Source organism: Kaistella gelatinilytica, from assembly GCF_015679325.1.
Taxonomy (GTDB): Bacteria; Bacteroidota; Bacteroidia; order Flavobacteriales; family Weeksellaceae; genus Kaistella; species Kaistella gelatinilytica.
The window spans coordinates 203508-229808 of the sequence record NZ_JADPVI010000002.1 but is presented as its reverse complement, the minus strand read 5'-3'; the positions used below and the strand labels follow the sequence as shown (position 1 = coordinate 229808).

26 protein-coding genes are annotated in these 26301 nt (G+C 35.3%); 18 read left to right on the top strand and 8 right to left on the bottom strand.

Going from position 1 to position 26301, the window contains the following annotated elements; genetic code table 11:
• Positions 1-109: 109 nt before the first annotated feature.
• From wecB to IV494_RS08300, 10 genes are all read left to right on the top strand, one after another.
• On the top strand, positions 110-1246 hold the full coding sequence (wecB, locus tag IV494_RS08345; RefSeq protein ID WP_196079704.1) for a non-hydrolyzing UDP-N-acetylglucosamine 2-epimerase: 1137 nt from the start codon (positions 110-112) through the stop codon (positions 1244-1246).
• Positions 1243-2463: a glycosyltransferase family 4 protein gene (locus IV494_RS08340; RefSeq protein ID WP_196079703.1), complete on the top strand. Its 1221-nt coding sequence runs from the start codon at positions 1243-1245 to the stop codon at positions 2461-2463. The genes wecB and IV494_RS08340 overlap by 4 nt, the downstream gene beginning before the upstream one ends.
• A 58-nt stretch (positions 2464-2521) precedes the next feature.
• Positions 2522-3418, top strand: a complete 897-nt coding sequence (locus IV494_RS08335; RefSeq protein ID WP_196079702.1) for an NAD-dependent epimerase/dehydratase family protein — start codon at positions 2522-2524, stop codon at positions 3416-3418.
• Entirely contained in the window at positions 3418-4410 is a 993-nt protein-coding gene (locus IV494_RS08330; protein WP_196079701.1) for an MraY family glycosyltransferase, read from the top strand. Before IV494_RS08335 ends, IV494_RS08330 begins: the two co-directional genes overlap by 1 nt.
• Before the next feature lie 9 nt (positions 4411-4419).
• On the top strand, positions 4420-4965 hold the full coding sequence (rfbC, locus tag IV494_RS08325) for a dTDP-4-dehydrorhamnose 3,5-epimerase (protein WP_196079700.1): 546 nt from the start codon (positions 4420-4422) through the stop codon (positions 4963-4965).
• Positions 4966-4974: 9 nt separating this feature from the next.
• On the top strand, positions 4975-6054 hold the full coding sequence (gene rfbB, locus IV494_RS08320; protein ID WP_196079699.1) for a dTDP-glucose 4,6-dehydratase: 1080 nt from the start codon (positions 4975-4977) through the stop codon (positions 6052-6054).
• A gap of 1 nt (position 6055) precedes the next feature.
• Positions 6056-6916, top strand: coding sequence for a glucose-1-phosphate thymidylyltransferase RfbA (rfbA, locus tag IV494_RS08315; protein WP_196079698.1), 861 nt, complete (start codon positions 6056-6058; stop codon positions 6914-6916).
• A 157-nt stretch (positions 6917-7073) separates the two neighbouring features.
• Positions 7074-8291, top strand: a complete 1218-nt coding sequence (locus IV494_RS08310) for a cation:proton antiporter (protein ID WP_196079697.1) — start codon at positions 7074-7076, stop codon at positions 8289-8291.
• Between the two features lie 44 nt (positions 8292-8335).
• Positions 8336-9637: a 30S ribosomal protein S12 methylthiotransferase RimO gene (gene rimO, locus IV494_RS08305; protein ID WP_196079696.1), complete on the top strand. Its 1302-nt coding sequence runs from the start codon at positions 8336-8338 to the stop codon at positions 9635-9637.
• A 343-nt stretch (positions 9638-9980) separates the two neighbouring features.
• Complete coding sequence (locus IV494_RS08300) at positions 9981-10364, top strand: septal ring lytic transglycosylase RlpA family protein (RefSeq protein WP_196079695.1); 384 nt, start codon at positions 9981-9983, stop codon at positions 10362-10364.
• A gap of 309 nt (positions 10365-10673) precedes the next feature.
• Here IV494_RS08300 and IV494_RS08295 read toward each other — a convergent pair whose 3' ends face one another.
• From IV494_RS08295 to porX, 3 genes are all read right to left on the bottom strand, one after another.
• Entirely contained in the window at positions 10674-11435 is a 762-nt protein-coding gene (locus IV494_RS08295) for an exodeoxyribonuclease III (protein WP_196079694.1), read from the bottom strand.
• A gap of 4 nt (positions 11436-11439) precedes the next feature.
• Entirely contained in the window at positions 11440-11937 is a 498-nt protein-coding gene (locus tag IV494_RS08290; protein WP_196079693.1) for a hypothetical protein, read from the bottom strand.
• 105 nt (positions 11938-12042) lie between these two features.
• A complete protein-coding gene (gene porX, locus IV494_RS08285; RefSeq protein ID WP_196079692.1) occupies positions 12043-13584 on the bottom strand; it encodes a T9SS response regulator signal transducer PorX in 1542 nt (513 codons plus the stop codon).
• Positions 13585-13900: 316 nt separating this feature from the next.
• On the opposite strand from porX, the gene IV494_RS08280 reads away from it, so the two are divergent.
• From IV494_RS08280 to IV494_RS08245, 8 genes are all read left to right on the top strand, one after another.
• Complete coding sequence (locus IV494_RS08280; RefSeq protein ID WP_196079691.1) at positions 13901-15115, top strand: HD domain-containing protein; 1215 nt, start codon at positions 13901-13903, stop codon at positions 15113-15115.
• A 57-nt stretch (positions 15116-15172) separates the two neighbouring features.
• A complete protein-coding gene (lpxD, locus tag IV494_RS08275) occupies positions 15173-16204 on the top strand; it encodes a UDP-3-O-(3-hydroxymyristoyl)glucosamine N-acyltransferase (protein WP_196079690.1) in 1032 nt (343 codons plus the stop codon).
• Entirely contained in the window at positions 16197-17597 is a 1401-nt protein-coding gene (locus tag IV494_RS08270) for a bifunctional UDP-3-O-[3-hydroxymyristoyl] N-acetylglucosamine deacetylase/3-hydroxyacyl-ACP dehydratase (RefSeq protein ID WP_196079689.1), read from the top strand. Before lpxD ends, IV494_RS08270 begins: the two co-directional genes overlap by 8 nt.
• Positions 17594-18382 (top strand): acyl-ACP--UDP-N-acetylglucosamine O-acyltransferase, encoded by a 789-nt coding sequence (gene lpxA, locus IV494_RS08265; protein ID WP_039351671.1) that lies wholly within the window; start codon positions 17594-17596, stop codon positions 18380-18382. Before IV494_RS08270 ends, lpxA begins: the two co-directional genes overlap by 4 nt.
• 58 nt (positions 18383-18440) lie before the next feature.
• Positions 18441-19004, top strand: a complete 564-nt coding sequence (efp, locus tag IV494_RS08260) for an elongation factor P (RefSeq protein ID WP_196079688.1) — start codon at positions 18441-18443, stop codon at positions 19002-19004.
• 73 nt (positions 19005-19077) lie between these two features.
• Positions 19078-19980, top strand: coding sequence for an LpxD N-terminal domain-containing protein (locus tag IV494_RS08255; protein WP_196079687.1), 903 nt, complete (start codon positions 19078-19080; stop codon positions 19978-19980).
• Positions 19981-20061: 81 nt separating this feature from the next.
• On the top strand, positions 20062-20934 hold the full coding sequence (sucD, locus tag IV494_RS08250) for a succinate--CoA ligase subunit alpha (RefSeq protein ID WP_039351665.1): 873 nt from the start codon (positions 20062-20064) through the stop codon (positions 20932-20934).
• Between the two features lie 14 nt (positions 20935-20948).
• A complete protein-coding gene (locus IV494_RS08245; RefSeq protein WP_196079686.1) occupies positions 20949-21611 on the top strand; it encodes a porin family protein in 663 nt (220 codons plus the stop codon).
• A gap of 35 nt (positions 21612-21646) precedes the next feature.
• Here IV494_RS08245 and IV494_RS08240 read toward each other — a convergent pair whose 3' ends face one another.
• From IV494_RS08240 to IV494_RS08220, 5 genes are all read right to left on the bottom strand, one after another.
• Positions 21647-22315, bottom strand: coding sequence for a hypothetical protein (locus tag IV494_RS08240; RefSeq protein ID WP_196079685.1), 669 nt, complete (start codon positions 22313-22315; stop codon positions 21647-21649).
• Positions 22316-22338: 23 nt separating this feature from the next.
• A complete protein-coding gene (locus IV494_RS08235) occupies positions 22339-23097 on the bottom strand; it encodes a DUF2971 domain-containing protein (protein ID WP_196079684.1) in 759 nt (252 codons plus the stop codon).
• A 174-nt stretch (positions 23098-23271) separates the two neighbouring features.
• Positions 23272-23730, bottom strand: a complete 459-nt coding sequence (locus IV494_RS08230) for a hypothetical protein (RefSeq protein ID WP_196079683.1) — start codon at positions 23728-23730, stop codon at positions 23272-23274.
• Between the two features lie 202 nt (positions 23731-23932).
• The gene (locus IV494_RS08225) at positions 23933-25249 is read right to left on the bottom strand and encodes an ABC transporter permease (protein WP_196079682.1); all 1317 of its coding nucleotides are present in this window, start codon (positions 25247-25249) and stop codon (positions 23933-23935) included.
• Positions 25250-25322: 73 nt separating this feature from the next.
• Positions 25323-26228 (bottom strand): ABC transporter ATP-binding protein, encoded by a 906-nt coding sequence (locus tag IV494_RS08220; RefSeq protein ID WP_039351652.1) that lies wholly within the window; start codon positions 26226-26228, stop codon positions 25323-25325.
• Positions 26229-26301 lie beyond the last annotated feature (73 nt).

Here is a 26301-nt window from a genome sequence, read left to right as displayed (position 1 = left end):
GTCAAAATGTAGAAAAATTCCGGCACATCATCTTATAATTTGGTTTAAAAATCAAGCAAATGCACCTTTTAGTTAATGAAAAATCTTATTTTTGCAAATATTAAAAAATATGAAGAAACTAAAGGTCATGACGGTCGTAGGAACCCGTCCCGAAATTATAAGATTATCCAGGGTTCTTATTGCATTAGATAATTCTGAAGCCATTGAACACACCATTGTTCACACCGGTCAAAACTATGATTATGAGCTAAATCAGATTTTTTTTGAAGATCTTGGTTTGCGAAAACCAGATTATTTTTTAGAGGCGGCCGGAATCACCGCAACCGAAACGATCGGTAATATTCTCATTAAAATCGATCCTCTTTTAGAAGAATTGCAGCCTGAAGCTTTTTTAGTTTTAGGAGATACCAATTCCTGTCTTTGTGCAATTCCTGCGAAAAAAAGACAAATCCCAATTTTTCACATGGAAGCAGGAAACCGTTGTTTCGATCAGCGTGTTCCGGAAGAGACGAACCGAAAAATTGTAGATCATACTTCTGATGTAAACTTAACGTACAGCGATATTGCCCGCGAATATTTATTAAGAGAAGGACTTCCTGCCGATCGAATCATCAAGACCGGTTCACCAATGTTCGAAGTTCTCAATCATTATCTTCCAGAAATTGAAAAATCTGATGTCTTATCGAGACTCAATTTAGAAGAAGGAAAATATTTCGTCGTAAGTTCTCACCGTGAAGAAAACATCAATTCTGATAAAAACTTCAAAGGTTTAATTGAAAGTTTAAATTTAATCGCTGAAAAATTCGGCTATCCAATTATCGTTTCTACTCATCCGCGGACGAGAAATATGATCGATAAAATGAAAGTAGTCGTTCGTCCCGAAGTTCAGTTTTTAAAACCTCTCGGCTTTCACGATTATAACGCTTTGCAAATGCGCAGTTATGCGGTTTTATCCGATTCAGGAACTATTTCTGAAGAATCTTCTATCTTAAATTTCCGAGCCTTAAATATCAGAGATGCTCACGAAAGACCGGAAGCTATGGAAGAAGCCAGCGTAATGATGGTGGGAATGAATCCCGAAAGAATTATGCAGGGTTTAACGCAATTGCAACAACAAAATATAGGTACAGAGAGAAATTACCGTCGCGTTTCAGATTATTCAATGCCCAATGTTTCTGAAAAAATAGTGCGTATCATCTTAAGTTATACCGATTATGTAAACAGAGTGGTTTGGAGTAAAGCATGAAAATTTTAATTGTTACTCAATATTACTTCCCCGAAAATTTTAAAAGCAACGACCTTTCTTTTGAACTCCAAAAAAGAGGACACGATGTAACTGTACTAACTGGATTACCGAATTATCCGGAAGGTAAAATGTATGATGGATACGGACTTTTCAAAAATAGAAGACAAGAAATTAATGGCGTTAAAATTATTCGCTCACTTCTACTTTTGCGTGGAAAAGGTGGCGGAATTAGACTTTTTCTGAATTATTTTAGTTTTGCTTTCTTCGCGTCTATCAAAGCATTTTTCCTAAATTTTAATCATAAATATGATGCGGTAATCGTACACGAACCATCGCCGATCACGCAGTTTTATCCGGCACTTTTATTAAAAAAATTACAGAACGCTCCCGTTTATTTTTGGGTGATGGATCTTTGGCCAGAAAGTTTAGAAATTGCGGGCGGAGTTAAAAATAAAGCAATCCTTGGTTTCTTTGAAAAGATGGTCATTAACTTTTATAAAAATTCAGAAAAAATATTAATTACTTCCAAAGGTTTTAAAAAATCGATTTTAGAAAAAGGAAATTTCGAAAATAAATTAGAATATTTCCCGAATTGGGCAGAAGATTCGATTTCGCAAGGTGATCAAAATTTTCCTGTTCCCGAACTACCAAAAGGTTTTAAAGTCATGTTTGCCGGAAATGTTGGTGAAGCACAAGATTTAGAAGCGATAATGAAAGCCGGTTTAGAACTGAAAAATAATCCGGAAATTAAATTGATTATCGTGGGTGATGGCCGAAAAATGTCTTACGTTCAGGAATTTATCGATATTAATAATTTACAAGAAACAGTTTTCACCGTTGGCCGATATCCTGTAGAAGCAATGGCAAGTTTTTTTGCAAAAGCAGATGTCATGTTGGTGAGTTTAAAAGATGATAAAATCTTTAATCTCACTGTTCCTGCCAAAGTTCAGGCATATATGAGTGCATCGAAACCTATTGTAGCAATGCTCAACGGTGAAGGTGCAGAAATTATAGAAGAGGCGAAATGTGGCCTGGTTGTTCCTGCTGGAGATTCAAAAAAATTAGCAGAAACAATTTTGAAAATGGCAATTTTACCAAGTTCGGAATTGAAGCAAATGGGACAAAATAGTAGAAGTTTCTTTCTGGAAAATTATCAACTCTCCAGCTGTATCGATAATTTGGAACGAATTTTAAAATTGAAAACTGTTCCAAAATAAAAATAGGACTACTAAACATCGGATTAATAAAATTTTAAACCGATCATAACATATACAAATGAATATTACCATCACAGGAATATCGGGTTTCGTTGGTCAAAATCTATCAAAATATTTGAGAGAGCACGGAAACATTGTTGATGGTTTATCTCTCCGATATGAAAATTGGAATCTGAATAAAAATGCAGAAGCGATTATTCATTTGGCCGGAAAAGCACATGATACTAGTAATTCTTCCGATCCGCAATCTTATTTTACAATAAATAGAGATCTAACAATCACTCTTTTCAATCAATTCTTAATTTCCGATAGTAAATATTTTTTTTATTTTAGTTCGGTAAAAGCGGTCGCAGATACGGTTGATGGTATTCTTAAAGAAGATTTCTCTGCCAATCCTCAAACTCCTTACGGTCGATCGAAACTTGAAGCTGAAAACTATTTGCTCAGTCAAAATTTACCTTCGGGAAAAAGATTGTTTATCATTCGACCTTGTATGATTCATGGTCCCGGTAACAAAGGAAACCTGAATTTGTTGTACAAAGTCGTTGAAAAAGGAATTCCGTGGCCTTTAGCAGCTTTTGAAAATAAACGTTCTTTTCTAAGTATCGACAATTTAAATTTTCTAATTTTAAAGATGCTTCAAAATCAGGAGACAGTTTCAGGAATTTACAATTTCGCCGATGATATAGCTTTGTCAACCAATGAATTGGTAAAGATTATTGCAAATATTTCAGGTAAAAAGGAGAAGTTATGGAAATTGAATGCTAACTTAATCTCAGGTTTGGCAAAAGTTGGAGATTTAATAAAACTGCCGCTTAATTCGGAACGGTTAAAAAAATTGACAGAAAGTTACATCGTTTCTAATACTAAAATAAAAGATACCTTAGGAATTGCATCGCTTCCTGTTTCTGCAAAAGAAGGTCTTGAAATAACCATCAAAAGCTTTAAAAAATAATGGAATATATCATCATAACTATCGCTTTTTTTCTACTGATGCTGGTTTATTTTAAAATAGCCGACAAATATAATATTATTGATAAACCTAATCACAGAAGTGCTCATACAGAAATTACACTTCGAGGTGGCGGAATAATTTTCCCGATCGCGTATGTCTTTTTCATGGGATTTGAAATGTTCATTAAAAAGTATGGTTTTAGTGAGTCACCGTCCCCCAATTACTGGATTTTTGGTTTAGGATTGCTGCTCATTTGCGGTATTAGTTTTATCGATGATATGATGGATTTATCCAGCAAAATTCGCTTGGTGTTCCATTTTGCAGCAGTGACACTTTTGCTTTATTTTATTAATGCTTTTCAGCTTTTACCTTTTTGGGCGATTCCAATTTGTTATATTTTGATTATTGGAATTTTGAATGCCTATAATTTTATGGATGGAATTAATGGGATGTCGGGAATTTATAGTTTGGTAGTTTTAAGTTCTTTGTGGTACGTTAACCAGTATCTGGTTGAATTTGTAACTGCAGATTTCATTATTTATCCGATGATCGCTGCGTTGGTTTTCCTCTTTTTTAATTTCAGGAAAAAAGCAAAATGTTTCCTCGGAGATATTGGCAGCATGGGAATCGCATTTTGGATTATTGCACTATTGGCTTTATTAATGATAAAAACAGAAGACTACAAATGGTTTCTTTTTTTAGCAGTTTATGGTGTGGAAACAATTTTAACCATCATGGAAAGATTGAAATTAAAAGAAAATATTTTCGATGCGCACCGCCGTCATTTATACCAGCTTTTTGCAAATGACAAGAAAGTCTCGCATCTTGTGGTAAGTTCGGTTTATGCTTTGATTCAGCTTTTGATGAACGTTGTTGTAATCTCTTCACATTGGTCAGACTGGGTAATTTTTTCAGTAATTTTACTTCCAGCGATTTTTTGTTACATTATGCTAAAATCTAGATTGAAAAGACAAATTTTAATTTCTAAATAAATTTATTTGATGAAAATTAAAGATACACCACTCAATGATTGCTATATTATCGAATCAACCATTTTTGAAGATGAACGTGGTTATTTTTACGAAAAATTCAATGAGCAGAAATTTGAACAATTAACTGGAATGAATGGTCATTTTGTACAGGATAATATTTCCAAGTCTTCTTATGGCGTTTTGCGTGGCGTTCATTTGCAGAAAGGTGAACATGCTCAAGCAAAACTGGTTTCCTGTCTGGAAGGGAAAGTTTGGGATGTTGCGGTAGATTTAAGAAAAAATTCGCCAACTTTTGGAAAGTGGTTTGGAATTGAATTGACTCCCGAAAATAAATTACAACTTTATGTTCCCAGAGGTTTCGGACATGGGTTTTCGGTATTGAGCGAGACAGCCATTTTTTCCTATAAATGCGATAATTTTTATGAAAAAGATTCTGAAGGAAGCGTTATTTACAACGACAAAGATTTGAATATCGACTGGAAATTACCTGAAGATAAAATCATTCTTTCCGAGAAAGATATGGCATTACCAGCTTTTGCAGAGCACAATTTTTAAAGAAGTATTATGAAGAATATTATCATTACCGGTGGAGCCGGATTTATCGGTTCGCACGTCGTTCGTGAATTTGTGAAAAATAATCCAGATTCAAAAATCATCAACCTTGATGCTTTAACTTATGCCGGAAATTTAGAGAATTTAAAAGATATCGAAAACGAACCCAATTACGTTTTTGAAAAAGCAGATATTACTAATGTTGATCAACTTAGAAAAGTTTTCGAAAAATATAATCCAGATGCGATCGTTCATCTAGCAGCAGAAAGTCATGTGGACAGAAGTATTGAAGATCCAAGTGCATTTATCAATACGAATGTGAATGGAACGGCGAATCTATTGAATTTGGCGAGAGAATTCTGGACATTAAATCCAGATCATCAACATGGGAATTTTCCAAATGAAACTCGTAAGAATTTATTCTATCATGTTTCTACCGATGAGGTTTACGGAAGTTTGGGCGAAACAGGTTTCTTTTTGGAAACTACAGCTTATGACCCAAAATCTCCATATTCAGCAAGTAAAGCTGCATCCGATCATTTGGTTCGCGCTTACGGAAATACATACGGAATGCCGTTTATTATTTCTAACTGTTCCAACAACTACGGCCCGAATCATTTCCCGGAGAAATTAATTCCATTGTGTATTTCTAATATTTTGAATGGAAAACCGCTTCCAATTTACGGCGATGGAAAATACACGAGAGACTGGCTTTTTGTTGTAGATCATGCAAAAGCTATTTATCAAATTTTCAACGAGGCAAAAACCGGTGAAACCTACAACATCGGTGGTTGGAATGAATGGAAAAACATCGATCTCGTAAAAGAACTTATCAAACAAATGGATATGAAATTGGGTAATCCGGAAGGGTATTCAGAAAAGTTGATCACTTACGTAAAAGATCGTCCAGGTCATGATTTGCGTTACGCCATCGATGCTTCAAAACTCAATAAGGAATTAGGTTGGAAACCATCTGTAACTTTCGAACAAGGTTTAGGGAAAACAATAGACTGGTTTCTTGACAATAAAGAATGGCTCGATCACGTAACTTCTGGCGACTACCAAAAATATTATACCAAACAATATTCATAGGATGAAAGGAATAATTTTAGCCGGTGGTTCCGGAACAAGACTTTATCCATTAACGATCGCAGTGAGCAAGCAACTCATGCCTGTTTACGACAAGCCGATGATTTATTATCCGCTTTCTACCTTGCTTTTGGCGGGGATTAAAGAGATTCTGTTAATTTCTACTCCGCATGATATTGATGGTTTCAAGAAATTATTAGGCGACGGTTCATCAATTGGTTGCGACATTCAATATAAAGTTCAGCCTTCACCAGATGGTTTGGCTCAAGCTTTTATTTTAGGTGAAGAATTTATTGGTGATGATTCCGTAGCACTCGTTTTAGGTGATAATATTTTCTATGGTGCTGGTTTACCTAAACTTTTGGCCAGTAAAACCAATGTGGAAGGCGGTTGCGTTTTCGCTTATCAGGTTTCTGATCCGGAAAGATATGGGGTTGTAGAATTTGATGAGAATCAAAAAGCCATTTCAATTGAAGAAAAGCCGAAAGAACCGAAATCTAATTTTGCCGTTCCAGGATTGTACTTTTACGATAATTCAGTTGTAGAATATGCCAAAAATTTGAAACCTTCGCCAAGAGGTGAATTAGAAATTACCGATATCAATAAAATTTACCTTGAAAAAGGAAATTTAGAAGTAGGCGTGATGAGTCGCGGAACAGCCTGGCTGGATACGGGGACTTTCGATTCGCTACATGAAGCGTCTGAATTTGTAAAGGTTTTGGAAAAGAGACAAGGCTTTAAAATTTCTTGTATTGAAGAGATCGCTTACAAGAAAGGATTTATCAATGAAGAACAGTTGCTGAAATCTGCTGAGAAATATGGCAAAAGTGGTTACGGAGATTATTTGAAAAATTTAATAAAATAAATTACGGTAATATATAATATGGAGAGTCAAAAATAGGACTCTCTTTTTTTCCTTAAAATTTTCAAATTATTTTTATTTTTTAAAATAGTCAATAACTTTCAGCCACTTTCAAAAAGGGTTTATAATCGATTTTATAATTTTTTTATATATTTACTTTATGGCTGAAATGTTTATTATTGGGATCTGTGTTATTTTACTGATCTCTTATATCTTCGATATTACCTCAAAATTCACCAAAGTTCCTTCTGTAATTTTCTTACTGGCAACGGGTTGGCTTCTGAACCAGGTCGGTGGACTTTTTAATATCATCATCCCAAATCTTAATGTAATTCTTCCAATATTAGGAACAATTGGGTTAATTCTAATTGTTTTGGAAGGCTCTCTGGAATTAGAACTTAATCGGTCCACTCAAAGCGTCATAAAAAAATCTGCCTTAATTGCACTGTTGCCACTCGTTATTATCGCCATCGGATTTTCTCTTTTTCTATTTTATGAGTGGGATGTTCCTTTCAAACAAAGTTTGATCAATATCATTCCTTTTTGTATTATAAGCAGTTCTATCGCCATTCCAAGTGCCATTAATCTAACCAAAGATAAGCGCCAGTTTATTACGTACGAAAGCAGTTTGTCAGATATTATCGGAGTTGTATTCTTTAATTTTGCGACTTTCGGAACAGCTATTACTTTGAGCGGTGCATTTCATTTTGTAGGTCAGTTTATGTTGATGCTCTTGATCTCCTTGGTTGCATCACTGGTTCTTGCTTTTCTTCTGGCCAAAATTGATCATCACATTAAATATGGACCAATTATTATTTTGAATATTTTAATTTATGAAATTTCCAAAATTTACCATCTTCCAGCTTTGATCTTTATTTTATTCTTCGGTTTGATATTGGGGAATATTGATGAATTAAAACATCTCAAATTCCTAAGAAATGTACGTTTCACCAAACTTAATTCTGAGGTTAAGCATTTTAAAGACGTTGTTGTAGAAGCAACTTTCATCGTACGAACTCTTTTCTTTATTGTTTTCGGCTTCGTCTTGAAAACTGAAGATATTATTAATACTGATTCTTTGGTATGGTCTATTTCGATCGTAATTGCGATTTATCTTTTACGGGCAATTTTCTTGAAATTAGGAAAAATGGATATACAGCCGCTTTTCTATATCGCACCAAGAGGATTGATTACTGTTCTTTTATTTCTAAGCATTACGCCGGAAGATCGTTTTCCTTATTTGAACGAATCTGTTGTCATTCAGGTTATTTTAATCACGACTTTTATCATGATGATTGGTCTTGTTTTCGAGAAAAAAGTGACCCCTGAAATGTTACGATTTTCTAATTTTAAAAAAGACAGACACCCAGAAGAATAATTTTTCGTTTTTATACCTTACCTTTGCGCCCAATTAATTTTATAATGCGCACAAAATCAGTAGGAAAAAAGAAAATCAATATCGTCACTTTGGGTTGTTCCAAAAATGTGTACGATTCTGAAGTCTTGATGGGGCAGTTATTAGCCAACGGGAAAGAAGTAGTACACGAAGACAAAGGAGATATTGTGGTTATCAATACCTGTGGATTTATTGATAATGCAAAAGAAGAGTCAATCAACACGATCTTAGAATATGTTGAAGCTAAAAATCGCGGTGAAGTAGAGAAAGTTTTTGTTACAGGATGTCTTTCCGAAAGATACAAACCAGACTTGCTGCGTGAGATCCCTGATGTTGATCAATATTTCGGTACACGTGATCTTCCTTTATTATTAAAGCATCTAGGTGCAGATTACAAACACGAATTAGTGGGCGAAAGATTACTCACCACACCAAAACATTACGCTTATTTAAAAATATCCGAAGGTTGCGACCGACCTTGTTCATTCTGCGCAATCCCATTAATGAGAGGTGGAAACATTTCTACACCCATTGAAAATTTGGTCATTGAAGCTGAAAAATTAGCTAAAAAAGGCGTTAAAGAATTAATCCTTATCGCACAGGATTTAACCTATTACGGGTTAGATCTTTATAAGAAACGCGCATTAGGAGATCTGCTTTTACGTTTGGTAAAAGTGGAAGGAATCGAATGGATTCGTTTACATTACGCATTCCCAACAGGATTCCCGGAAGATGTTTTAGAAATTATCAAGAACGAACCAAAGGTTTGTAATTATATCGATATTCCATTGCAACACATCAATTCAGATTTGTTGAAAGCCATGAAACGTGGAACTTCGCACGAAAAAACAGATGCTCTTTTAGCGAAATTCCGGGAGAAAGTTCCAGATATGGCAATAAGAACGACTTTGATCGTAGGTTTCCCAGGAGAAACTGAAGAGAAATTTCAGGAAATGAAAGAGTGGGTCCGTGAACAGAGATTCGACCGTTTAGGTTGCTTCACGTATTCTCACGAAGAAAATACGACTGCTTACGTTTTAGAGGACGATGTTCCACAAGAAGTAAAAGAAGCGAGGGTAGAAGAGATCATGGAATTACAGTCTCAGATTTCCTGGGAGAAAAACCAGGCGAAGATCGGACAAACCTTCCGTTGTATTTTCGACCGCAAAGAAGGGAACTATTTTGTCGGACGTACAGAATTTGATTCGCCGGATGTTGACAATACTGTTTTAGTTCCAGCCGAAAATATTTATTTATCGATCGGTGAATTCGCAGATATTAAAATAACTTCTGCAGAAGAATTTGATCTGATTGGCGAACTCGTTTAGTAAAAATTTAAAGAAACCGTTGATTTTTGATTATAAATCAATAGAATTTAATACAAAAAACTTCCATATAATATGGAAGTTTTTTTATGCTATAATGATTGATTATCAGTGAGTTTTAGCTTAATTTAACAAGATAGTATGCATTAGTTTGTTAATAAAATTAACATTTAGCAGTCAATTTTAACACAAATTAAGAACCTTTGTGAACTCCTATGATTAGTGATTAGACAGCGAACCTTAACAAAACCTTAACAATTCGTTAAGACAGTTTAACACAGTGAGTGTTGCAAGTGATGATTATGGAATAAATTTGCAGAGTCAAAACCAATAAAAATAATTCAAAATGATGAAAAGAGGAATACTCCTAATCATAATGATGATTTCAACACTCGGTCTATATTCATTTAACAAATATAATGCCGACGATGCAAAGACAAGTATTGCATCTTTCTATCACGATAAGTTCAACGGTAGAAAAACAGCAAGCGGTGAAATTTTCAGCAATTCTAAAATGACCGCAGCTAACAGAACGCTTCCTTTCGGCACCATGCTAAAGGTAACCAATTTGAGATCAGGAAAAAGTGTAATAGTAGAAGTTAATGACCGTGGTCCTTTTCATTCTTCCAGAGCCATTGATCTTTCCAAAGCAGCGTACAAATCAATAGGGGATACCAAAAAAGGAACAATGCCCGTTGAATATGAAATCATCAATGTCGACAACGATTAACTAGATGTTTAAAGAACAGAAAAGCCGATTCATTTGAGTCGGCTTTTTTTATGCTTTCTTTTGGGCGACTATTTCCGCCTTACATTCCCGCTTTTTTGTTCCACTATATTCCACAAAAAGAGCTCCACTCAAGTCGGGTCGAAGGAAGTTTTTAAAAACAAGACCCATATTTAATTAAGAAAACTAAAAACTAAAATTCACGTGTTCGAAAACCTTGCACTTACAGCTAAGTGTAACTCCTTCGCGCTCTTACAGTTATTAATCCTAAAAGAATAATCTTTGTGTTCCTTGCGTTAAAATAAAATAACTTCACAAAAGCTCCACCAGAACCGGACAATGATCCGAATGCACCGCTTCATTTAATATAACCGCTCTCGAAAGCCTTTCCTTTAAAGTATAAGACACAAAATTATAATCCAGTCTCCAACCTTTGTTATTGGCTCTTGAATTTTGTCGGTAACTCCACCAGGAATAATGATCTGGTTGCGAATTAAAATACCGGAAACTGTCGATCAATTCACATTCAGCTATGAATTTCGTCATCCATTCTCTTTCCATCGGAAGAAAGCCGGAAGTAGTCGCTAAACCTTTCGGATTGTGAATATCGATCGCTTCATGACAAATATTAAAATCACCGCAAATAACGAGGTTAGGAATCGTTTTCTTCAACTCTTTTATATAATCAAGAAAATCATAACAAAATTTCATTTTAAATTCAAGTCTGTCAATATTAGAAGCGGACGGAACGTAAACCGAAATCACCGACAGATCTTCGAAATCAGCGCGCATTATTCTTCCTTCGCTGTCGTAATGTTCAATTCCACAACCGTACTCAATATGTTTAGGTTTTACTTTCGATGCAATCCCGACGCCGGAATATCCTTTCTTTTGCGCAGAATGCCAGAAACTGTGATATCCATTTTTTTCTAAACTTTCAATATCGATCTGGTCGTTTCCAGCTTTGCTTTCCTGGATGCAGATCACATCGGGATCAGCAACTTTTAACCAACCTAAAAAATCTTTGGTAAATGCTGCTCTAATTCCGTTGACATTATATGAGATAATTTTCATTGAATTAATAATTTTGATAAAGATAATAAGCTGCAGCCAGGATTGCAACGATAAGCACAAAGTATTTCCATTTTTTCACTGGACTTTCCTCAACAAACAAACTGCTTTTTTTAGGATGATTAATGGCATTTTCTGAAAACTCCTTCTCATACTCCGCAATTTCTGGAATATGATTGAGTGCTTTTCTTACTTTAGGCCAGTCTTTATCGTTGGGATCAATAACTTTCTCAGGTTCACCATTTTCGCTGAATGTTACTGTAACATTACCGTCCTTAATTTCATAATTAACTTTCTGATTATTTTCGATTGCATTAAAATCATAGGTAAATTGCTCTTCTTTATTATAGATGCTATTCAGCAGATGCATCGTGTTAGTCATATTGAAATTGGTTTTTGTTTCAATAATTCTTATCGCCTGAAACATTTCGTCATTTTCCAGAAGGCTTAGGATTTCGTTTTTATCGATTCCAAAATCTTCCAGTGCAGTTTTTACATTTTGCATTGATATTGTTTTAAATAATTCGATATGAATGTACAAAAAAAGGCGGGAAAAATCTCTGATCTTTCCCGCCCGATAAACCCAAATAAAATAAACTATGAAAACAAACTATTTGGGTTCTAAAACACAAATCGGTATGATGACCTCTTCTAAAGAAATCCCACCATGTTGATACGTTTCTTTGTAATAATTTACAAAATGATTATAATTTTTCGGATACGCCAAAAAGATATTATTCTTTGCAAAAATATATTTTGAACTTAAATTCCCTTTCGGTAAAAATAATTTTTCTGGGTTGGAAACTGCCCAAACATCGCTTTTTTCATAGGTTAAACTTCGTCCGGTTTTGTAGCGGATATTTGTTGAGGTTTCTCTGTCACCAACAACTTTGCTCGGCTTTTTCACATAAATTGTTCCGTGATCGGTCGTTAATACGAGTTTGAAACCGTTTTCAGCCGCCTGTTTAATGATTTTTAATAACGATGAATTCTCAAACCAGTTGTACGTTAATGATCTGAATGTTTTATCATCTCTGATCAATTGATTTACAATAACATTGTCGGTTTTTGCATGAGACAAAATATCGATGAAATTATAAACAATCACCAATAAATCATTATTTTTATGTTGATTGAAATCATCTAAAATCTTTCGCTCAAAATCTGAATTCAAAATTTTCAGATATTTCATGCTTTTCCCAGATAGACCGAGACGCTTCATTTGGTCTTCTAAAAAATCGCGCTCATGTTCATTTTTATTTCCTTCTTCATTATCATTGATCCAGTAATCCGGAAATCTTTTTTCGATTTCTGAAGGCATTAATCCAGCAAAAAAAGCATTTCGCGCGTATTGTGTCGCAGTTGGTAAAATACTGTAGTAATAATCTTCTGATGTTTTATTGTAAAATCTTGTGAAAAGAGGTTCAATCACTTTCCATTGATCGTAACGAAGATTATCGATCATCAACAATAAAACTTTTTCTTTCTCAACTTCTGGCTTTACTTTTTCCTTGAACAGCGTGTGACTCATCAGTGGCTTGTCACTGGAATTCAACCAGTCTTCATAGTTGTTTTCAATAAATTTAGAAAACTGAATGTTCGCTTCTTCTTTTTGCGACTGCAACAATTCTGAAAATTCGCTGTCGAAAACCTTGTCAAATTTTATTTCCCAGTTCAGGATTTTCTTGTAATATTCTGCCCAGTCGTGGTAAGTTCTCAGATAAGAAAGTTCCATAGAAAGATTCCGGAATTCCTGTTGATATTGCAAAATTGTTTTCTGTTCTACCAAAGTTTCTTCCTGAAGGTTTTTCTTTAACGACAATAAAACCTGATTAGGATTTACAGGTTTCAAGATATAATCTGCGATCTGAGAACCAATCGCTTCTTCCATAATTCGCTCCTCTTCATTCTTCGTCACCATCACAATTTTGATGGCAGAATCTATATTTTTGATCATGGGAATTGCTTCCAGACCAGAAATTCCAGGCATATTTTCATCGAGCAAAGCCAGTACGAAATTCTCTTTTTCTATCATTTCAAGGGCTTCGTTCACGTTATTTACGGGTGAAACCTGGTAGCCTTTGTTTTCTAAAAATACAATATGAGGTTTAAGTAAATCTACTTCATCATCAATCCAAATCAATTTTGTCATACAAAAAATTCAATATTTAAAATTAAAGTTCAATGTTTTTGAACTCTGTTTAGTGCATCAAAAATACAACCAAATGTTCTTAAATTTGCCCCAAAACTTTCCTCAAAAAAGTTAAACTTGAGTTAATGAATTGTCGATAAATCTCAAAATTTCTGTAAATTTTAAATAAATTTTGAACAAATTCGCTCGTTTCTTGTTTTGTACAATCAATAATTCTAATTCAATTTTCCGACGTTTTTTTAATTGAGAGGATAAGTTAAGAACTTTGTTTTATTATAATTAATTTTGTGCTTTCTCAAACATTTAGTTCCAAAAGATGACCAATAAGCTTAAAATTATCAACGATCCGGTTCACGGTTTTATCAAGATCCCTACAGAAATTATTTTTGATGTTATTGAACATCCTTATTTTCAAAGATTGCGCAGGATTTCCCAAACGGGTTTACTTAATTTAATTTTTCCGGGCGCTACTCATACGAGATTTCATCATGCTTTGGGCGCGATGCATTTGATGTTTACAGCTTTGGAAACTTTAAAATTAAAAGGGATTGAGATTTCAAAGGAAGAAGAAAGATCTGCGTTACTGGCAATTTTACTTCACGATGTTGGTCACGGTCCTTTTTCACATGCCTTAGAAAATATGTTGATGGATGATTGGCATCACGAAAAATTGTCGCTTCTGCTCATGAATAAGATGAATGTTGAATTTAATGGAGAACTTTCAATGGCAATCAAAATGTTTCAGGGAAAATACCACCGAAAGTTTTTCAATCAGTTGATCTCTTCCCAGCTTGATGTAGATCGTCTGGATTATTTAAAAAGAGATAGTTTTTATACCGGTGTTTCAGAAGGAAATGTAAATACCCAGCGAATTATATCGATGATGAATGTTTCTGAAGATGAACTCGTCATTGATGCAAAAGGAATTTATTCCATTGAAAATTTCCTCACCGCCCGAATGTTTATGTACTGGCAAGTGTATTACCATAAAACTTCAGTTCTGGCTGAACATCTTTTAATCAAAATTCTGGAACGTGCTAAATTTTTAATTTCAGAAGGAAAAGATCTGCCTGCTTCCGAGAATTTAAAATATTTTCTTCATAAAAATTATTTTGAAAGTGCGACTGAAGAAGACATCCAAAGGTTTACAGATCTTGATGATAATGATCTGATCCAGGCAATTAAATTTTGGTCAAAAAATGAAGACTTCATTCTTTCTTATTTCTGTAAATGCGTGATTCGGCGCGAATTTCCGAAAACCATTATCTCTTCACAACCTTTTGATCCTGAATTTATTAAAGATAAGATCAAAAAAACGAATCTGAAATTTAACATTACAAATGGTGCAGAATTGGTTGACGAGATCTCCCGAAGTTTGCTGCCTTATAATAAGGACATACAGCCCATTTATTTACTCCAGAAAAATGGCAAAAAAATCACGCTTGAGAATTCTGAAAACCAGATCCTTTCCTCTTATATCAATCAGCTGAATACCAAGTATATTTTATCCTTTCCAAGAGAAATAGAGTAGAATATTTTTCACTGAAAAGGAATTGACATATTTGGGAATTTCTTATATTTGCAAGATATGGAATTTACAGCATCTCAGATTGCAAATGTTATTAACGGAAAAATTATAGGCGATGAAACTGCGACGATCAGTGGAGTTTCACCTATTGAAAGTGGCGAAGAAGGCCACCTTTCTTTCGTTGCACAAGAAAGATTTGCAGATCAAATTGAGACTTCAAAATGCTCAGTTCTCATTGTTTCCGAAAAACTAATAACAAAAGACTCTTATCCAGCAACCGTTATCGCCGTAGAAGATGCCTATCTATCTTTTCAGATTTTAATGAATCTTTATAAAGAAATGCAGGGTAGAAAATCGGGTATTGAAGACGGCGCAGTATTTCACGAAACCGCAAAAGTGGGTGAAAATGTGTATGTAGGAGCTTTTACCTGTGTTTCGGAAAAAGTGCGAATTGGCGATGAAAGTCAAATTTATCCGCAGGTTTTTATAGGTAAAAGCGTGAAAATTGGAAAAAACTGCGTTATTTATAGTGGCGTAAGAATCTATGATTACTGTGTGATCGGTGATAATTGCATCGTACATTCAAATACGGTAATTGGTTCAGACGGTTTCGGTTTTCAACCCACCAAAGACGGCTATCAAAAAATCCCGCAACTCGGAAACGTGGTGCTGGAAGATGATGTAGAAGTTGGTGCAAACTGTACGATCGATCGTGGAACTATTGGTTCGACTGTCATTGGCAAAGGAACCAAAATTGATAATTTAATTCAAATTGCTCACAACGTAAAGATCGGTCAGAACAATGTAATTGCTGCTCAAACAGGAATTGCAGGATCGACTGTGATCGGTGACTGGAACCAGATTGGTGGTCAGGTTGGGATTGTGGGTCATATTACCATAGGAAGTCAGGTGAGAATTCAGGCCCAAAGTGGAGTGAATTCGAGTGCGAAAGATAATGAGATTCTTTATGGCTCTCCCGCGATCAATGCAGGCGAATACAGAAGAAATTATGTTCATTTCAGAAATTTCAGCCAGATTGTAAAAAGAATTAATAACTTAGAAAATATCTCAAAAGATAAAACTAATGAGTGATAAGCAAAAAACTTTATCCGAAGAGATTTCTCTCTCAGGAATAGGACTTCATACCGGAAAAGAAGTAAAACTGACCATTAAACCAGGAAAAGAAAACTCAGGTTTTATCTTTGTTAGAACTGATCTTGAAGGTCATCCTCACATCGAAGCTGATGTGAATTACGTTACGACTACAGAGCGGGGAACAACACTTGAAAAATTGGGTGTAAGAATTCATACTTGCGAACATCTTCTCGCCGCATTGGTTGGTTGCGATATCGACAATGCAATTTTAGAAATGAACAGTGCTGAACCACCTATTTTAGATGGGTCATCGAAGTTTTTTGTGGAAGCAATTGAAAAAGCCGGTATCCAGGAACAGTCTGCTGTCAGAGAATATCTGGTAATAAAAGAAGTTCTTAGTTATGTAGACGCTGCGACCGGTTCTGAGCTTACCATTATTCCTTCAGATAATTACGAAGTGACGACCATGGTAGATTTTGGGACCAAAGTTTTAGGAACTCAAAATGCTACTTTAAAGGATATTGCAGATTTTAAAAATGAAATATCCTCCGCTAGAACCTTCAGTTTCCTTCACGAATTAGAAATGCTCTTAGACGCAGGTCTTATCAAAGGCGGTGATATTTCGAATGCGATTGTTTACGTCGATAAAGAATTAACTCCGGAAACTGCAGAAAAGCTGAAAAAGGCCTTTGGTAAAGATGATATTTCAATCAGACCCAATGGAATTTTAGATAATCTGACCTTAAATTATCCAAATGAAGCCGCACGTCACAAGTTGCTTGATGTGATCGGTGATTTAGCTTTGGTCGGCGTAAAAATTAAAGGAAAAGTAATTGCCAACAAACCGGGACATTTTGTGAACACACAGTTTGCAAAAAAACTGAACCGGCAGTGGAAATTACAAAGAAGAAAAAATGTTCCGGATTTTGATCTATCCAAAGAGCCGGTTTTCGATATTAATGGGATCATGAGGTTATTGCCCCACAGACCACCATTTTTATTGATCGATAAAATATTAGAATTGTCAGACAGTCATGTAGTTGGCTTAAAAAATGTTTCGATGAACGAGCCGTTTTTTGTAGGTCACTTTCCGCTGGAGCCAGTTATGCCAGGCGTTTTGCAGATAGAAGCAATGGCACAGGCAGCCGGAATTTTAGTTTTGGCAAGCGTTCCTGACCCTGAAAATTATTCTACCTATTTTATTAAAATTGATAAAGTAAAATTCAAGAAGAAAGTAGTTCCAGGAGATACTCTACTATTTAAAATCGATTTGCTAGAACCGATCAGAAGAGGAATTGTTCATATGCAGGGTTATGGCTACGTACGCGACAGTGTTGTGGTAGAAGCAGAATTGATGGCGCAGGTAGCAAAAAGAAAAGTAACGGAATGATACATCAATTAGCTGCAGTAGATAAACGTGCGAGCATTCATAAAAATGTAATAGTAGAACCTTTTACAACGATCGCAGGTGATGTAGAAATTGGTGAAGGAACCTGGATCGGATCTAATGTAACCATCATGGATGGTGCAAGAATCGGTAAAGATTGCCGTATTTTTCCTGGAACGGTCATCTCTGCAGTTCCACAGGATCTGAAATTTGACGGTGAAGATACTCAAGTCATTATTGGTGACGGAACAACGCTGAGAGAGTGTGTAACCGTAAATCGCGGTACAAAAGCACTCGGTTTCACCAAAATTGGGAAAGACTGTTTAATTATGGCGACTTCTCATATTGCGCATGACTGTATTCTTGGTCACAACGTAATTATTGCAAATGGTTGCGGAATCGCCGGACATGTAGAAATTGGTGATTATGTTGTAATGGGCGGACTTTCTGCCATTCAGCAATTCGGTAAGATTGGAAAACACGCCATGATTTCTGGCGGATCGCTCATCAGAAAAGACGTACCACCTTATGTAAAAGTGGGTAGAGATCCTATTTCATACGCCGGAATTAATTCTGTAGGCTTAAGAAGAAGAGGATTTACGAACGATAAAATTTTCGAAATACAAAAAATTTACCGCGCTATTTTTCAAATGAAAATGAATGTTTCACAAGCATCAAGTTATATTGAAAAAGAAATGCTTCCAACTGCAGAAAGAGATGAAATTTTAGAATTCATCAAAAACTCTCCAAGTGGAATCGTGAAAGGGTACGGAACAGGAAAAGATTAAATAAATTAAAAAAATAACGAGTAGAAATTAATTTTTCAACTATCAACTATCAAAATAAATGGCAACAAGCAACGATATAAAAAAAGGAATGTGTATCGAATTCAGTAATGATATTTTCAAGATCATTGAATTCATGCACGTTAAACCTGGAAAAGGTCCAGCTTTCGTAAGAACAAAAATGAAATCGGTAACCAACGGAAAAGTGTTAGACAATACTTTTTCTGCAGGTCACAAAATTGATGAAGTTAAAGTAATTACAAGAAAATTCCAGTATTTATACGAAGATGACAACGGATTTCACTTTATGAATAATGATGATTTCTCTCAAATTTATCTTGATAAAAATATGATCGAAAACTCTCAGTTTATGAAAGCTGGCGAAGAAGTGACGATCATTTTAAAAGACAGCGATGAGTCGCCACTTTCTGCGGAAATTCCACCAACTGTTTATCTGGAGGTGATCGAAGCTGATCCGGGCGTAAAAGGAAATACAGCGACAAATGCTTTGAAAAATTCAATTGTTGAAACAGGAGCAAGAGTAATGGTTCCTTTGTTCATCGAAGCTGGAGACAAAATTAAAGTGAACACCGAAGACGGAAGTTATCTGGAAAGAGTAAAATAAATCGAGTTAAGAGTTTCGCAATACGAGTTTTTTTATTCTAAACGCGAAATTTTCAATCGAAAATCTAATATTTATGATCTTTACAAAACCACAAACGCTAAAAACCATTTCGGAGATTATCGGAGCCAAAATGATTGGTGACGAAAATTTTCCTGTTTTGGGAACCAATGAAATTCATCGGGTGAAAAGTGGCGAAATTGTATTTGTGAATCATCCAAAATATTACGATAAAGCCCTTAATTCTGCTGCAACCATTATCTTAATTGATAAAGAAGTTGACTGTCCGGAAGGAAAAGCGCTTTTGGTTTCAGATGATCCATTTCGGGATTTCAACAAGATCAATACGCATTTCAGAAGGATTTACAGTTTCACCGAAGAACTTCATGATCTTGAAGTGGGCGACGGAACAAAAATTCATCCTTCAGCAGTGATCGGGAACGAGGTAAGAATTGGTAAAAACTGTTTAATATTTCCAAATGTGGTGATCGGTGACGGAACCATTATTGGCGATAATGTCATCATTCAAAGTGGAACAGTTTTAGGCGGCGACGCTTTTTATTACAGAAAACTCGATGGGAATTTCGACCGTTTGATCTCCGTCGGAAATGTAATCATCGGAAATAATGTAGAAATTGGTAATAATTGCACGATCGATCGTGGCGTTACCGATTCAACCATCATTGGTGAAGGTTCAGTTTTAGACAATCAAATTCAAATCGGTCACGATACCGTTATCGGAAAGAGATGCATGATCGCTTCTCTGGTCGGAATTGCTGGTTGCTGTATTCTGGAAGATGAGGTCACCGTTTGGGGACAAGTCGGAATGGCATCCGGAGTTCGTGTGGCGAGTGGAACCGTGCTTTTAGGAAAAACGGGCGTGAATAAAGATCTGAAAAAAGGAACGTATTTCGGACCTTTAGCAGAAAATTTCAAAGATTATTTGAAAAAAGAAATAAAAATTAAAAATCTTAAATAGATTTTGATCAAATAATGAAGCAAATATTATTAAGTAATTTTGTATTCAGAAAAATATTTAAATAAATTTAAAAAATAAAAGATGTCAGTATTAGTAAACAAAGATTCTAAAGTAATTGTACAGGGATTTACCGGAAACGAAGGAACTTTCCACGCAGGTCAAATGATTGAATACGGAACCAACGTTGTAGGTGGTGTGACTCCTGGAAAAGGTGGTTCTGAACATTTGGGTAAACCAGTTTTCAATACCGTTGCAGAATCTGTTGAAAAAGCAGGTGCAAATGTTTCTATTATCTTCGTTCCGCCAGCATTTGCTGCAGATGCGATCATGGAAGCTGCTGAAGCGGGAATTAAAGTAATTGTTTGTATTACAGAAGGAATTCCGGTTGAAGATATGGTAAAAGTGAAAGCTTATATCGCTGACAGAGATTGTAGATTGATCGGACCAAACTGCCCGGGAATTATTACTTCTGACGAAGCGAAAATTGGTATTATGCCAGGTTTTGTTTTCAAAAAAGGCAGAGTAGGAATCGTTTCTAAATCAGGAACTTTAACTTATGAAGCAGCAGATCAAGTTGTAAAAGCAGGTTACGGAGTTTCTACCGCGATCGGAATTGGTGGTGATCCAATCATTGGAACAACTACAAAAGAAGCGTTAGAACTTTTCATTAATGATCCAGAAACTGATGCGGTTGTAATGATCGGTGAGATCGGTGGTAACTTAGAAGCTGAAGCTGCAAGATGGTACAAAGCAAGTGGTTCTAAAAAACCAGTTGTAGGATTTATCGCAGGACAAACTGCACCAAAAGGAAGAACAATGGGTCATGCAGGAGCAATTGTAGGTGGTGATGAAGATACTGCTCAAGCTAAAATGGCGATCATGAGAGAAAATGGCATCAACGTAGTAGATTCTCCAGCGGAGATTGGCGCTACGGTTGCCAAGGTATTAGGATAAAAACACAACACAATATGAAAAAGATTTTAATCAGTACAGCACTTTGCGCAGCTACATTTTTATCTGCACAGATTGATTTGAGCAGTACCCGATACGGTGTAACTGCAGGTGGAACTTACTCTCGGGTAAGCAACGCTCACAATCCGTCGGGTCCGTTGTATTCTTTTTATGGTGGTTTCCTGGCGATGATCCCAATTGGTCAAAACAACCAGTTTTTTATTCAGCCCGAAGTTGAATATTTGGGAGCCGGTGAATCGGGGAAAGACAAGACTGCGCAAGGATCAACTGGATATGATGCGGTTTATGCCAATAATTACATCAGTGTTCCGATTTATTTTAAAGGGTATTTTTCTGAAGCAGAATCTGAGTTTTTTGCAATGGCAGGTCCGAAATTTAATTTTCTGATCAGCCAAAATGTAAAAGATGCCCCTTTAAGATATACGGTAGAAGGCGATCCTGCAACCGGCGTAAACGGTAAAGCAGCCACTTTTAATTTTGCTGTTGGTCTTGGTATCGGTTATTCTTACAAACGACAACTCGAAATTGCTGCACGTTATGATCTTGGTTTAAGCAATACTTATCCTGGCTTGATGAATGAAAAAGGAAGTGATTCTAACATTCAAAAGAAAAAATCTGAACAGGTTTTTAGCGTAGGTTTAAGTTATGTTTTCCGATAAGATAGAACTTTTCATTTATACAGATCCCATCAATATTACTTGATGGGATTTTTTTTGGTATAAATTTTCTGAGTTTGTGGCAGATTATTTTCCCTGGATGTCAAATAATTTTTTTTGCGGGCGGTAGTATTCTCTTTGCGGGTGGTAGTATTCTCTTTGCGGGTGGTAGTATTCTCTTTGCGGGTGCTAGTATTCTCTTTGCGGGTGGTAGTATTCTCTTTGCGGGTGGTAGTATTCTCTTTGCGGGTGGTAGTATCTACTTTGCAGGTGGTAGTATTCTCTCTGCAGGTGGTAGTATTCTCTTTGCGGGTGGTAGTATTCTCTTTGAAGGTGATAGTATTCTCTTTGCAGGTGGTAGTTTCTACTTTGCGGGTGCTAGTTTCTAGTTTGTAGTTTTGAATATATTTTTTATAAAAGCATTTATCAACTTCCATTTTTGCTTTATGATATCTGAATCCATTATATTCAGGTCCGAAAACAGACATTTTATATTCACTTTTACAATCTTGTATATTAATAGATTTTGTTAAGTCCGGATTTACTAATCTGAAAATAGCAAATAGCACTAAAACATACCCCGAAGTTTTCTGAATCTTTTTGATTTCATATCTTGTTTTAGAATTTTGCCTACCGTTTTGCTGCTTCTCGTCAGTTGCGAAACGCGAACGTGAACTTACAACAAAATTCGCAATTGCGAGAAACAACAGTTATGCGAAGTGCGACTCCATTAAATTTGCTCAAATTCAATAGTTAAATTTCTTTTTTCTGCTTTGAAGAACTTCAAGGTTTCATACTTGTAATCTGAACATAACGAAATAAATGTTTCGATATCTGAGGACGTAACATTTAAACCAAAATATATTGATTTTAAAAATGATTTTTTGAACTTCTGTAATTCAGGTTTTCTATTTAAAGTAATCAATCTGAATTCTTTTTCATAACTCCAAGTATTAGATTTACATAGCAACATTTTGTAAACTGCGAATATTCTGTTTGAACTTAAATAATTAATTTTTTCATACTCTGCATAACCGACTTCGCCTTCAGTAACATCTTCTTCTGCTAAATTTGTAAATCCATGAGATGTTAAATCACTATCAAACTCCAAACAAATTCCTTTGTGCTTATCAGCATAATGTAACCACATCAATATGTTATTGTTGATTAAGGAAAAACAAGAAACCCTTGCACCTTTTACTTTTTCTATTTGCGCTTCTTTATACATTTTTTCAATGAAACCTTCTTCTTGAATCAATTCATTAAAACCAGGATGATTTTGAAATATTAATTTTATTGTTTCTATCTCATAACTTGTGTGTTCATCTAACTTATCTGGAAGTTTAAACTCTAATAGGTTAACATCGCAATCAAAAGGGTCGTTAAAAGTAGATGGATCAGAAAATTTTATTGAATTGCTTCTTATTATTAATTCTGCTGTGCTTAACGGCGAATATTTATAAAGGATTTTTGGTTTATCGAAATTCATAAATCATCATCTTCAAGTGTGTTTTGGAGTATTTTGCATAACGTTTGAGTATTTCTGTTGGCGGGGACTTTTTATAAATAGTCTTTGTAAATATAACAAATTGGACAATTAGCGAAAATCTTTATGATAAACTTCCAACTGCCTAATAGAAATACCGTGTTGACGGCAGTTTTTTTATTCAATGCCGAATAATTTTCCATTAAAAGTATGAGTACAGCAATTACAAAATGGTATCATATCTTTTGCTTTTAGATTTGGATTCGAGATTTGTAAAATTCCGATTTTGTCAACATACAAACCAGAGAAATAAGAGGATTCTCCAGTTCTTACAAAATCTTCTTTTTCATCTTCTCTTAAAGCGACCATCCCAAATATTGCATCAGAACTATTTAATCTAGATTTTGCTTCACTAAAAACGTTGTCCCAGTCCGATCCAACTTTTGACAACAGAAATCTGTACAGTGGTGTGTAATCTAAACCTCTTTCTTTTCGACCAAACATTTTTCCTTTCGTTTGTTCTAATGTTTCCTTTTTACTGTTTCGTGTACTTTTAAAATCTCCACCAAAATTATGATGAACATTATATGTTTTAGTATTTACTTTTCTAAATAATTTAGATTTTTCTTTGTTCATTTTTTAATTAAAATAAAAAATCTGACTTTTTTTTTGCGAAATATTTTTTGATTGGAGTCGGTTTAAAATTTGTCACCAAACTATCTTATATGTATCATTTCGTGATACTTTATTTAATCGCTAAAATAACAAAAATTCCTTTCAAATCATCGAAAGGAATTTTTATGGGTATTTTTTAAGTTATAATTCTACTATCAATTAACTAAGACCTGATCCATTTCCAAAGTTCTTTCGCAGTTGCTTTATTTCCGTACATCAAAATCCCCACTCTGTAAATTTTCGCCGCCAGATAAATCATAAGCAGCGTAGAAGCGATCAATAAAAACATCGACAATGCAATTTGCCACGCTGGAACTCCAAACGGAATTCTCGCAATCATCGCAACGGGCGAAGTAAAGGGGATCATCGAAAGCCAAAAACCAAGCGGACCTTCCGGGTTATTCATGATCGTGAAACTTCCATACATTCCCAACATTAATGGAATAATCGCAAATAAAGTAAATTGCTGCGTTTCCGTTTCGTTATCTACCGCAGAACCGATTGCTGCGTACATCGAACTGTAAAAAATATAGCCGAGTAAAAAGAAAACGATAAAGACAAAAATAATAAGCGGAAAATTCAAGTCTAAAAGAATATGGGAAACTTCCGTCGCAGTTTGTTTGAAATCAAATTTCTGCATCATTTCCGCCGATTGTTCACCACCCGGAATCTGTTTTTGCATGGCCGAAAATCCGGTATTCAGAAATAGTGCGCCAATGACCGACATGGTGATCCAGATGCTGAACTGGGTTACTGCAACCAAAGTTACGCCCAAGATTTTTCCCATCATTAATTCAAAGGGTTTCACTGAGGAAATGATGATCTCAACAACACGATTGTTTTTTTCTTCCAAAACGCTTCGCATCACACGAACACCATAAATGATGATGAACATGAAAACGGCGTACATGAGAACCATGCTCAAACCCGATTTTACGCCAAAATCCAGATCAGAATCGCCTTTGTTATTATCGACAATGTTTTGGGTGTTGAGATCGAAATTTTTATCCAGATTACTCAGTTGATCTTGAGAAATGCCGAGTGTTTTTATTTTTTCTTTCTTGATGATTTTTGAGAGATCTGCGACGACACTTGATTTGGTGTCAAACCCAATTTTTTTATTGATGAGCAATTGAGAATTTTTTTCCAGGTTATCGAAATTATTATTTTCCAGTTTTGGAATGATCAATAATCCTTCAATTCCGGTCATATCTTTCAAAGTTGCAGTTAAAGCCCGTTCGTTTTCCTGGGGAACAAAAACATATTTGATGGCTTTTGTACTTTTTAAATTTGCTACAAAAAGTCCGCTTTTATCAACTACATTAAAGGTGCTTGAACTTTCATTGGCTTTAAACATAAAGGCAATCAAAAGTCCGAAACCGATCATCAGAACCGGTGCAAGAAGGGTAAGAATGACAAAAGATTTTTTCTTTACCTGCGTAAGATATTCTCTTTTGGTGATGAGAAATATATTTTTCATAAGTTATAGTTGATTGTTGATCACTGATAATTGATAGATGATGTTATTAAATCAATAAGCCATCAATCATCATTTATTGTTGTACTGCGTTAATAAAGACTTCATTCATGCTCGGGATTTTCTCGTCAAACGATCTTATTTTCCCGATTTTCATGAGTTCATTTAACAGTAAATTCTGGTCGTTATCATTTTTTAGATTGAAGGAAACGAGCTGATTTTCGGTCGAATAATCATTAATCTGAAACTGATTTTTAAAAAGTTCAAATTTCTCCTCATTGACTTCGGCAAGCGTAATTCCAAAAATATTTTTCTTGAATTTTTCGCGAACATCAAATACTTTTCCGTCTAAAACTTTCTTTGCATTGTCAATCAGCGCTACGTAATCGCACATTTCTTCGACGCTTTCCATTCGGTGAGTTGAGAGGATGATCGTCGTGCCGTTATTTTTTAATTTCAGGATCTGGTCTTTAATTAAGTTTGCATTTACCGGATCGAAACCTGAAAAAGGTTCATCCAATATCAACAGCTTCGGTCGGTGCAATACCGTGACTACAAACTGAATTTTCTGCGCCATTCCTTTGGAAAGTTCGCTCAGTTTTTTCTTCCACCACTGATCGATCTGTAATTGTTCGAACCAGTATTTGGCTTGCGACAGTGCATCGCTTTTACTCATTCCTTTCAACTCCCCAAAATAAAGAATCTGGTCGCCAACAGACATGTTTTTATACAAACCCCGTTCTTCCGGCATATAACCGATTTGTTTGATGTGTTCGGGATTCAGCTTTTGATTATTGATATAAACCTCGCCAGAATCAGCCTGTGTAATTTGATTGATGATTCGAATGAAAGTCGTCTTTCCAGCACCATTTGGACCTAATAATCCGTAAATGCTGGCTTCAGGAACATCGATAGAGAAATTTTCGAGCGCCAGTTTTTTTCCGGCGTTATAAGTCTTCGTTACATTTTCTGCTTTAAGCATCCAATTAATTTTATAGATTAGTCTTTAAATAACATTGAAAGTTACGGAAATATTGATAAATATTAGAAAACTT

Bases quoted from the DNA above. Each gene is read 5' to 3' on its own strand.
- IV494_RS08340 (WP_196079703.1), top strand. From the start codon at position 1,243: ATGAAAATTTTAATTGTTACTCAATATTACTTCCCCGAAAATTTTAAA.
- IV494_RS08310 (WP_196079697.1), top strand. From the start codon at position 7,074: ATGGCTGAAATGTTTATTATTGGGATCTGTGTTATTTTACTGATCTCT.
- IV494_RS08245 (WP_196079686.1), top strand. From the start codon at position 20,949: ATGAAAAAGATTTTAATCAGTACAGCACTTTGCGCAGCTACATTTTTA.
- porX (WP_196079692.1), bottom strand. From the start codon at position 13,584: ATGACAAAATTGATTTGGATTGATGATGAAGTAGATTTACTTAAACCT.
- rfbC (WP_196079700.1), top strand. From the start codon at position 4,420: ATGAAAATTAAAGATACACCACTCAATGATTGCTATATTATCGAATCA.
- IV494_RS08300 (WP_196079695.1), top strand. From the start codon at position 9,981: ATGATGAAAAGAGGAATACTCCTAATCATAATGATGATTTCAACACTC.
- sucD (WP_039351665.1), top strand. From the start codon at position 20,062: ATGTCAGTATTAGTAAACAAAGATTCTAAAGTAATTGTACAGGGATTT.
- IV494_RS08230 (WP_196079683.1), bottom strand. From the start codon at position 23,730: ATGAACAAAGAAAAATCTAAATTATTTAGAAAAGTAAATACTAAAACA.
- rfbB (WP_196079699.1), top strand. From the start codon at position 4,975: ATGAAGAATATTATCATTACCGGTGGAGCCGGATTTATCGGTTCGCAC.
- lpxD (WP_196079690.1), top strand. From the start codon at position 15,173: ATGGAATTTACAGCATCTCAGATTGCAAATGTTATTAACGGAAAAATT.
- IV494_RS08270 (WP_196079689.1), top strand. From the start codon at position 16,197: ATGAGTGATAAGCAAAAAACTTTATCCGAAGAGATTTCTCTCTCAGGA.
- lpxA (WP_039351671.1), top strand. From the start codon at position 17,594: ATGATACATCAATTAGCTGCAGTAGATAAACGTGCGAGCATTCATAAA.
- IV494_RS08295 (WP_196079694.1), bottom strand. From the start codon at position 11,435: ATGAAAATTATCTCATATAATGTCAACGGAATTAGAGCAGCATTTACC.
- efp (WP_196079688.1), top strand. From the start codon at position 18,441: ATGGCAACAAGCAACGATATAAAAAAAGGAATGTGTATCGAATTCAGT.
- IV494_RS08290 (WP_196079693.1), bottom strand. From the start codon at position 11,937: ATGCAAAATGTAAAAACTGCACTGGAAGATTTTGGAATCGATAAAAAC.
- IV494_RS08255 (WP_196079687.1), top strand. From the start codon at position 19,078: ATGATCTTTACAAAACCACAAACGCTAAAAACCATTTCGGAGATTATC.
- IV494_RS08330 (WP_196079701.1), top strand. From the start codon at position 3,418: ATGGAATATATCATCATAACTATCGCTTTTTTTCTACTGATGCTGGTT.
- IV494_RS08220 (WP_039351652.1), bottom strand. From the start codon at position 26,228: ATGCTTAAAGCAGAAAATGTAACGAAGACTTATAACGCCGGAAAAAAA.
- wecB (WP_196079704.1), top strand. From the start codon at position 110: ATGAAGAAACTAAAGGTCATGACGGTCGTAGGAACCCGTCCCGAAATT.
- rimO (WP_196079696.1), top strand. From the start codon at position 8,336: ATGCGCACAAAATCAGTAGGAAAAAAGAAAATCAATATCGTCACTTTG.
- IV494_RS08225 (WP_196079682.1), bottom strand. From the start codon at position 25,249: ATGAAAAATATATTTCTCATCACCAAAAGAGAATATCTTACGCAGGTA.
- IV494_RS08235 (WP_196079684.1), bottom strand. From the start codon at position 23,097: ATGAATTTCGATAAACCAAAAATCCTTTATAAATATTCGCCGTTAAGC.
- rfbA (WP_196079698.1), top strand. From the start codon at position 6,056: ATGAAAGGAATAATTTTAGCCGGTGGTTCCGGAACAAGACTTTATCCA.
- IV494_RS08335 (WP_196079702.1), top strand. From the start codon at position 2,522: ATGAATATTACCATCACAGGAATATCGGGTTTCGTTGGTCAAAATCTA.
- IV494_RS08280 (WP_196079691.1), top strand. From the start codon at position 13,901: ATGACCAATAAGCTTAAAATTATCAACGATCCGGTTCACGGTTTTATC.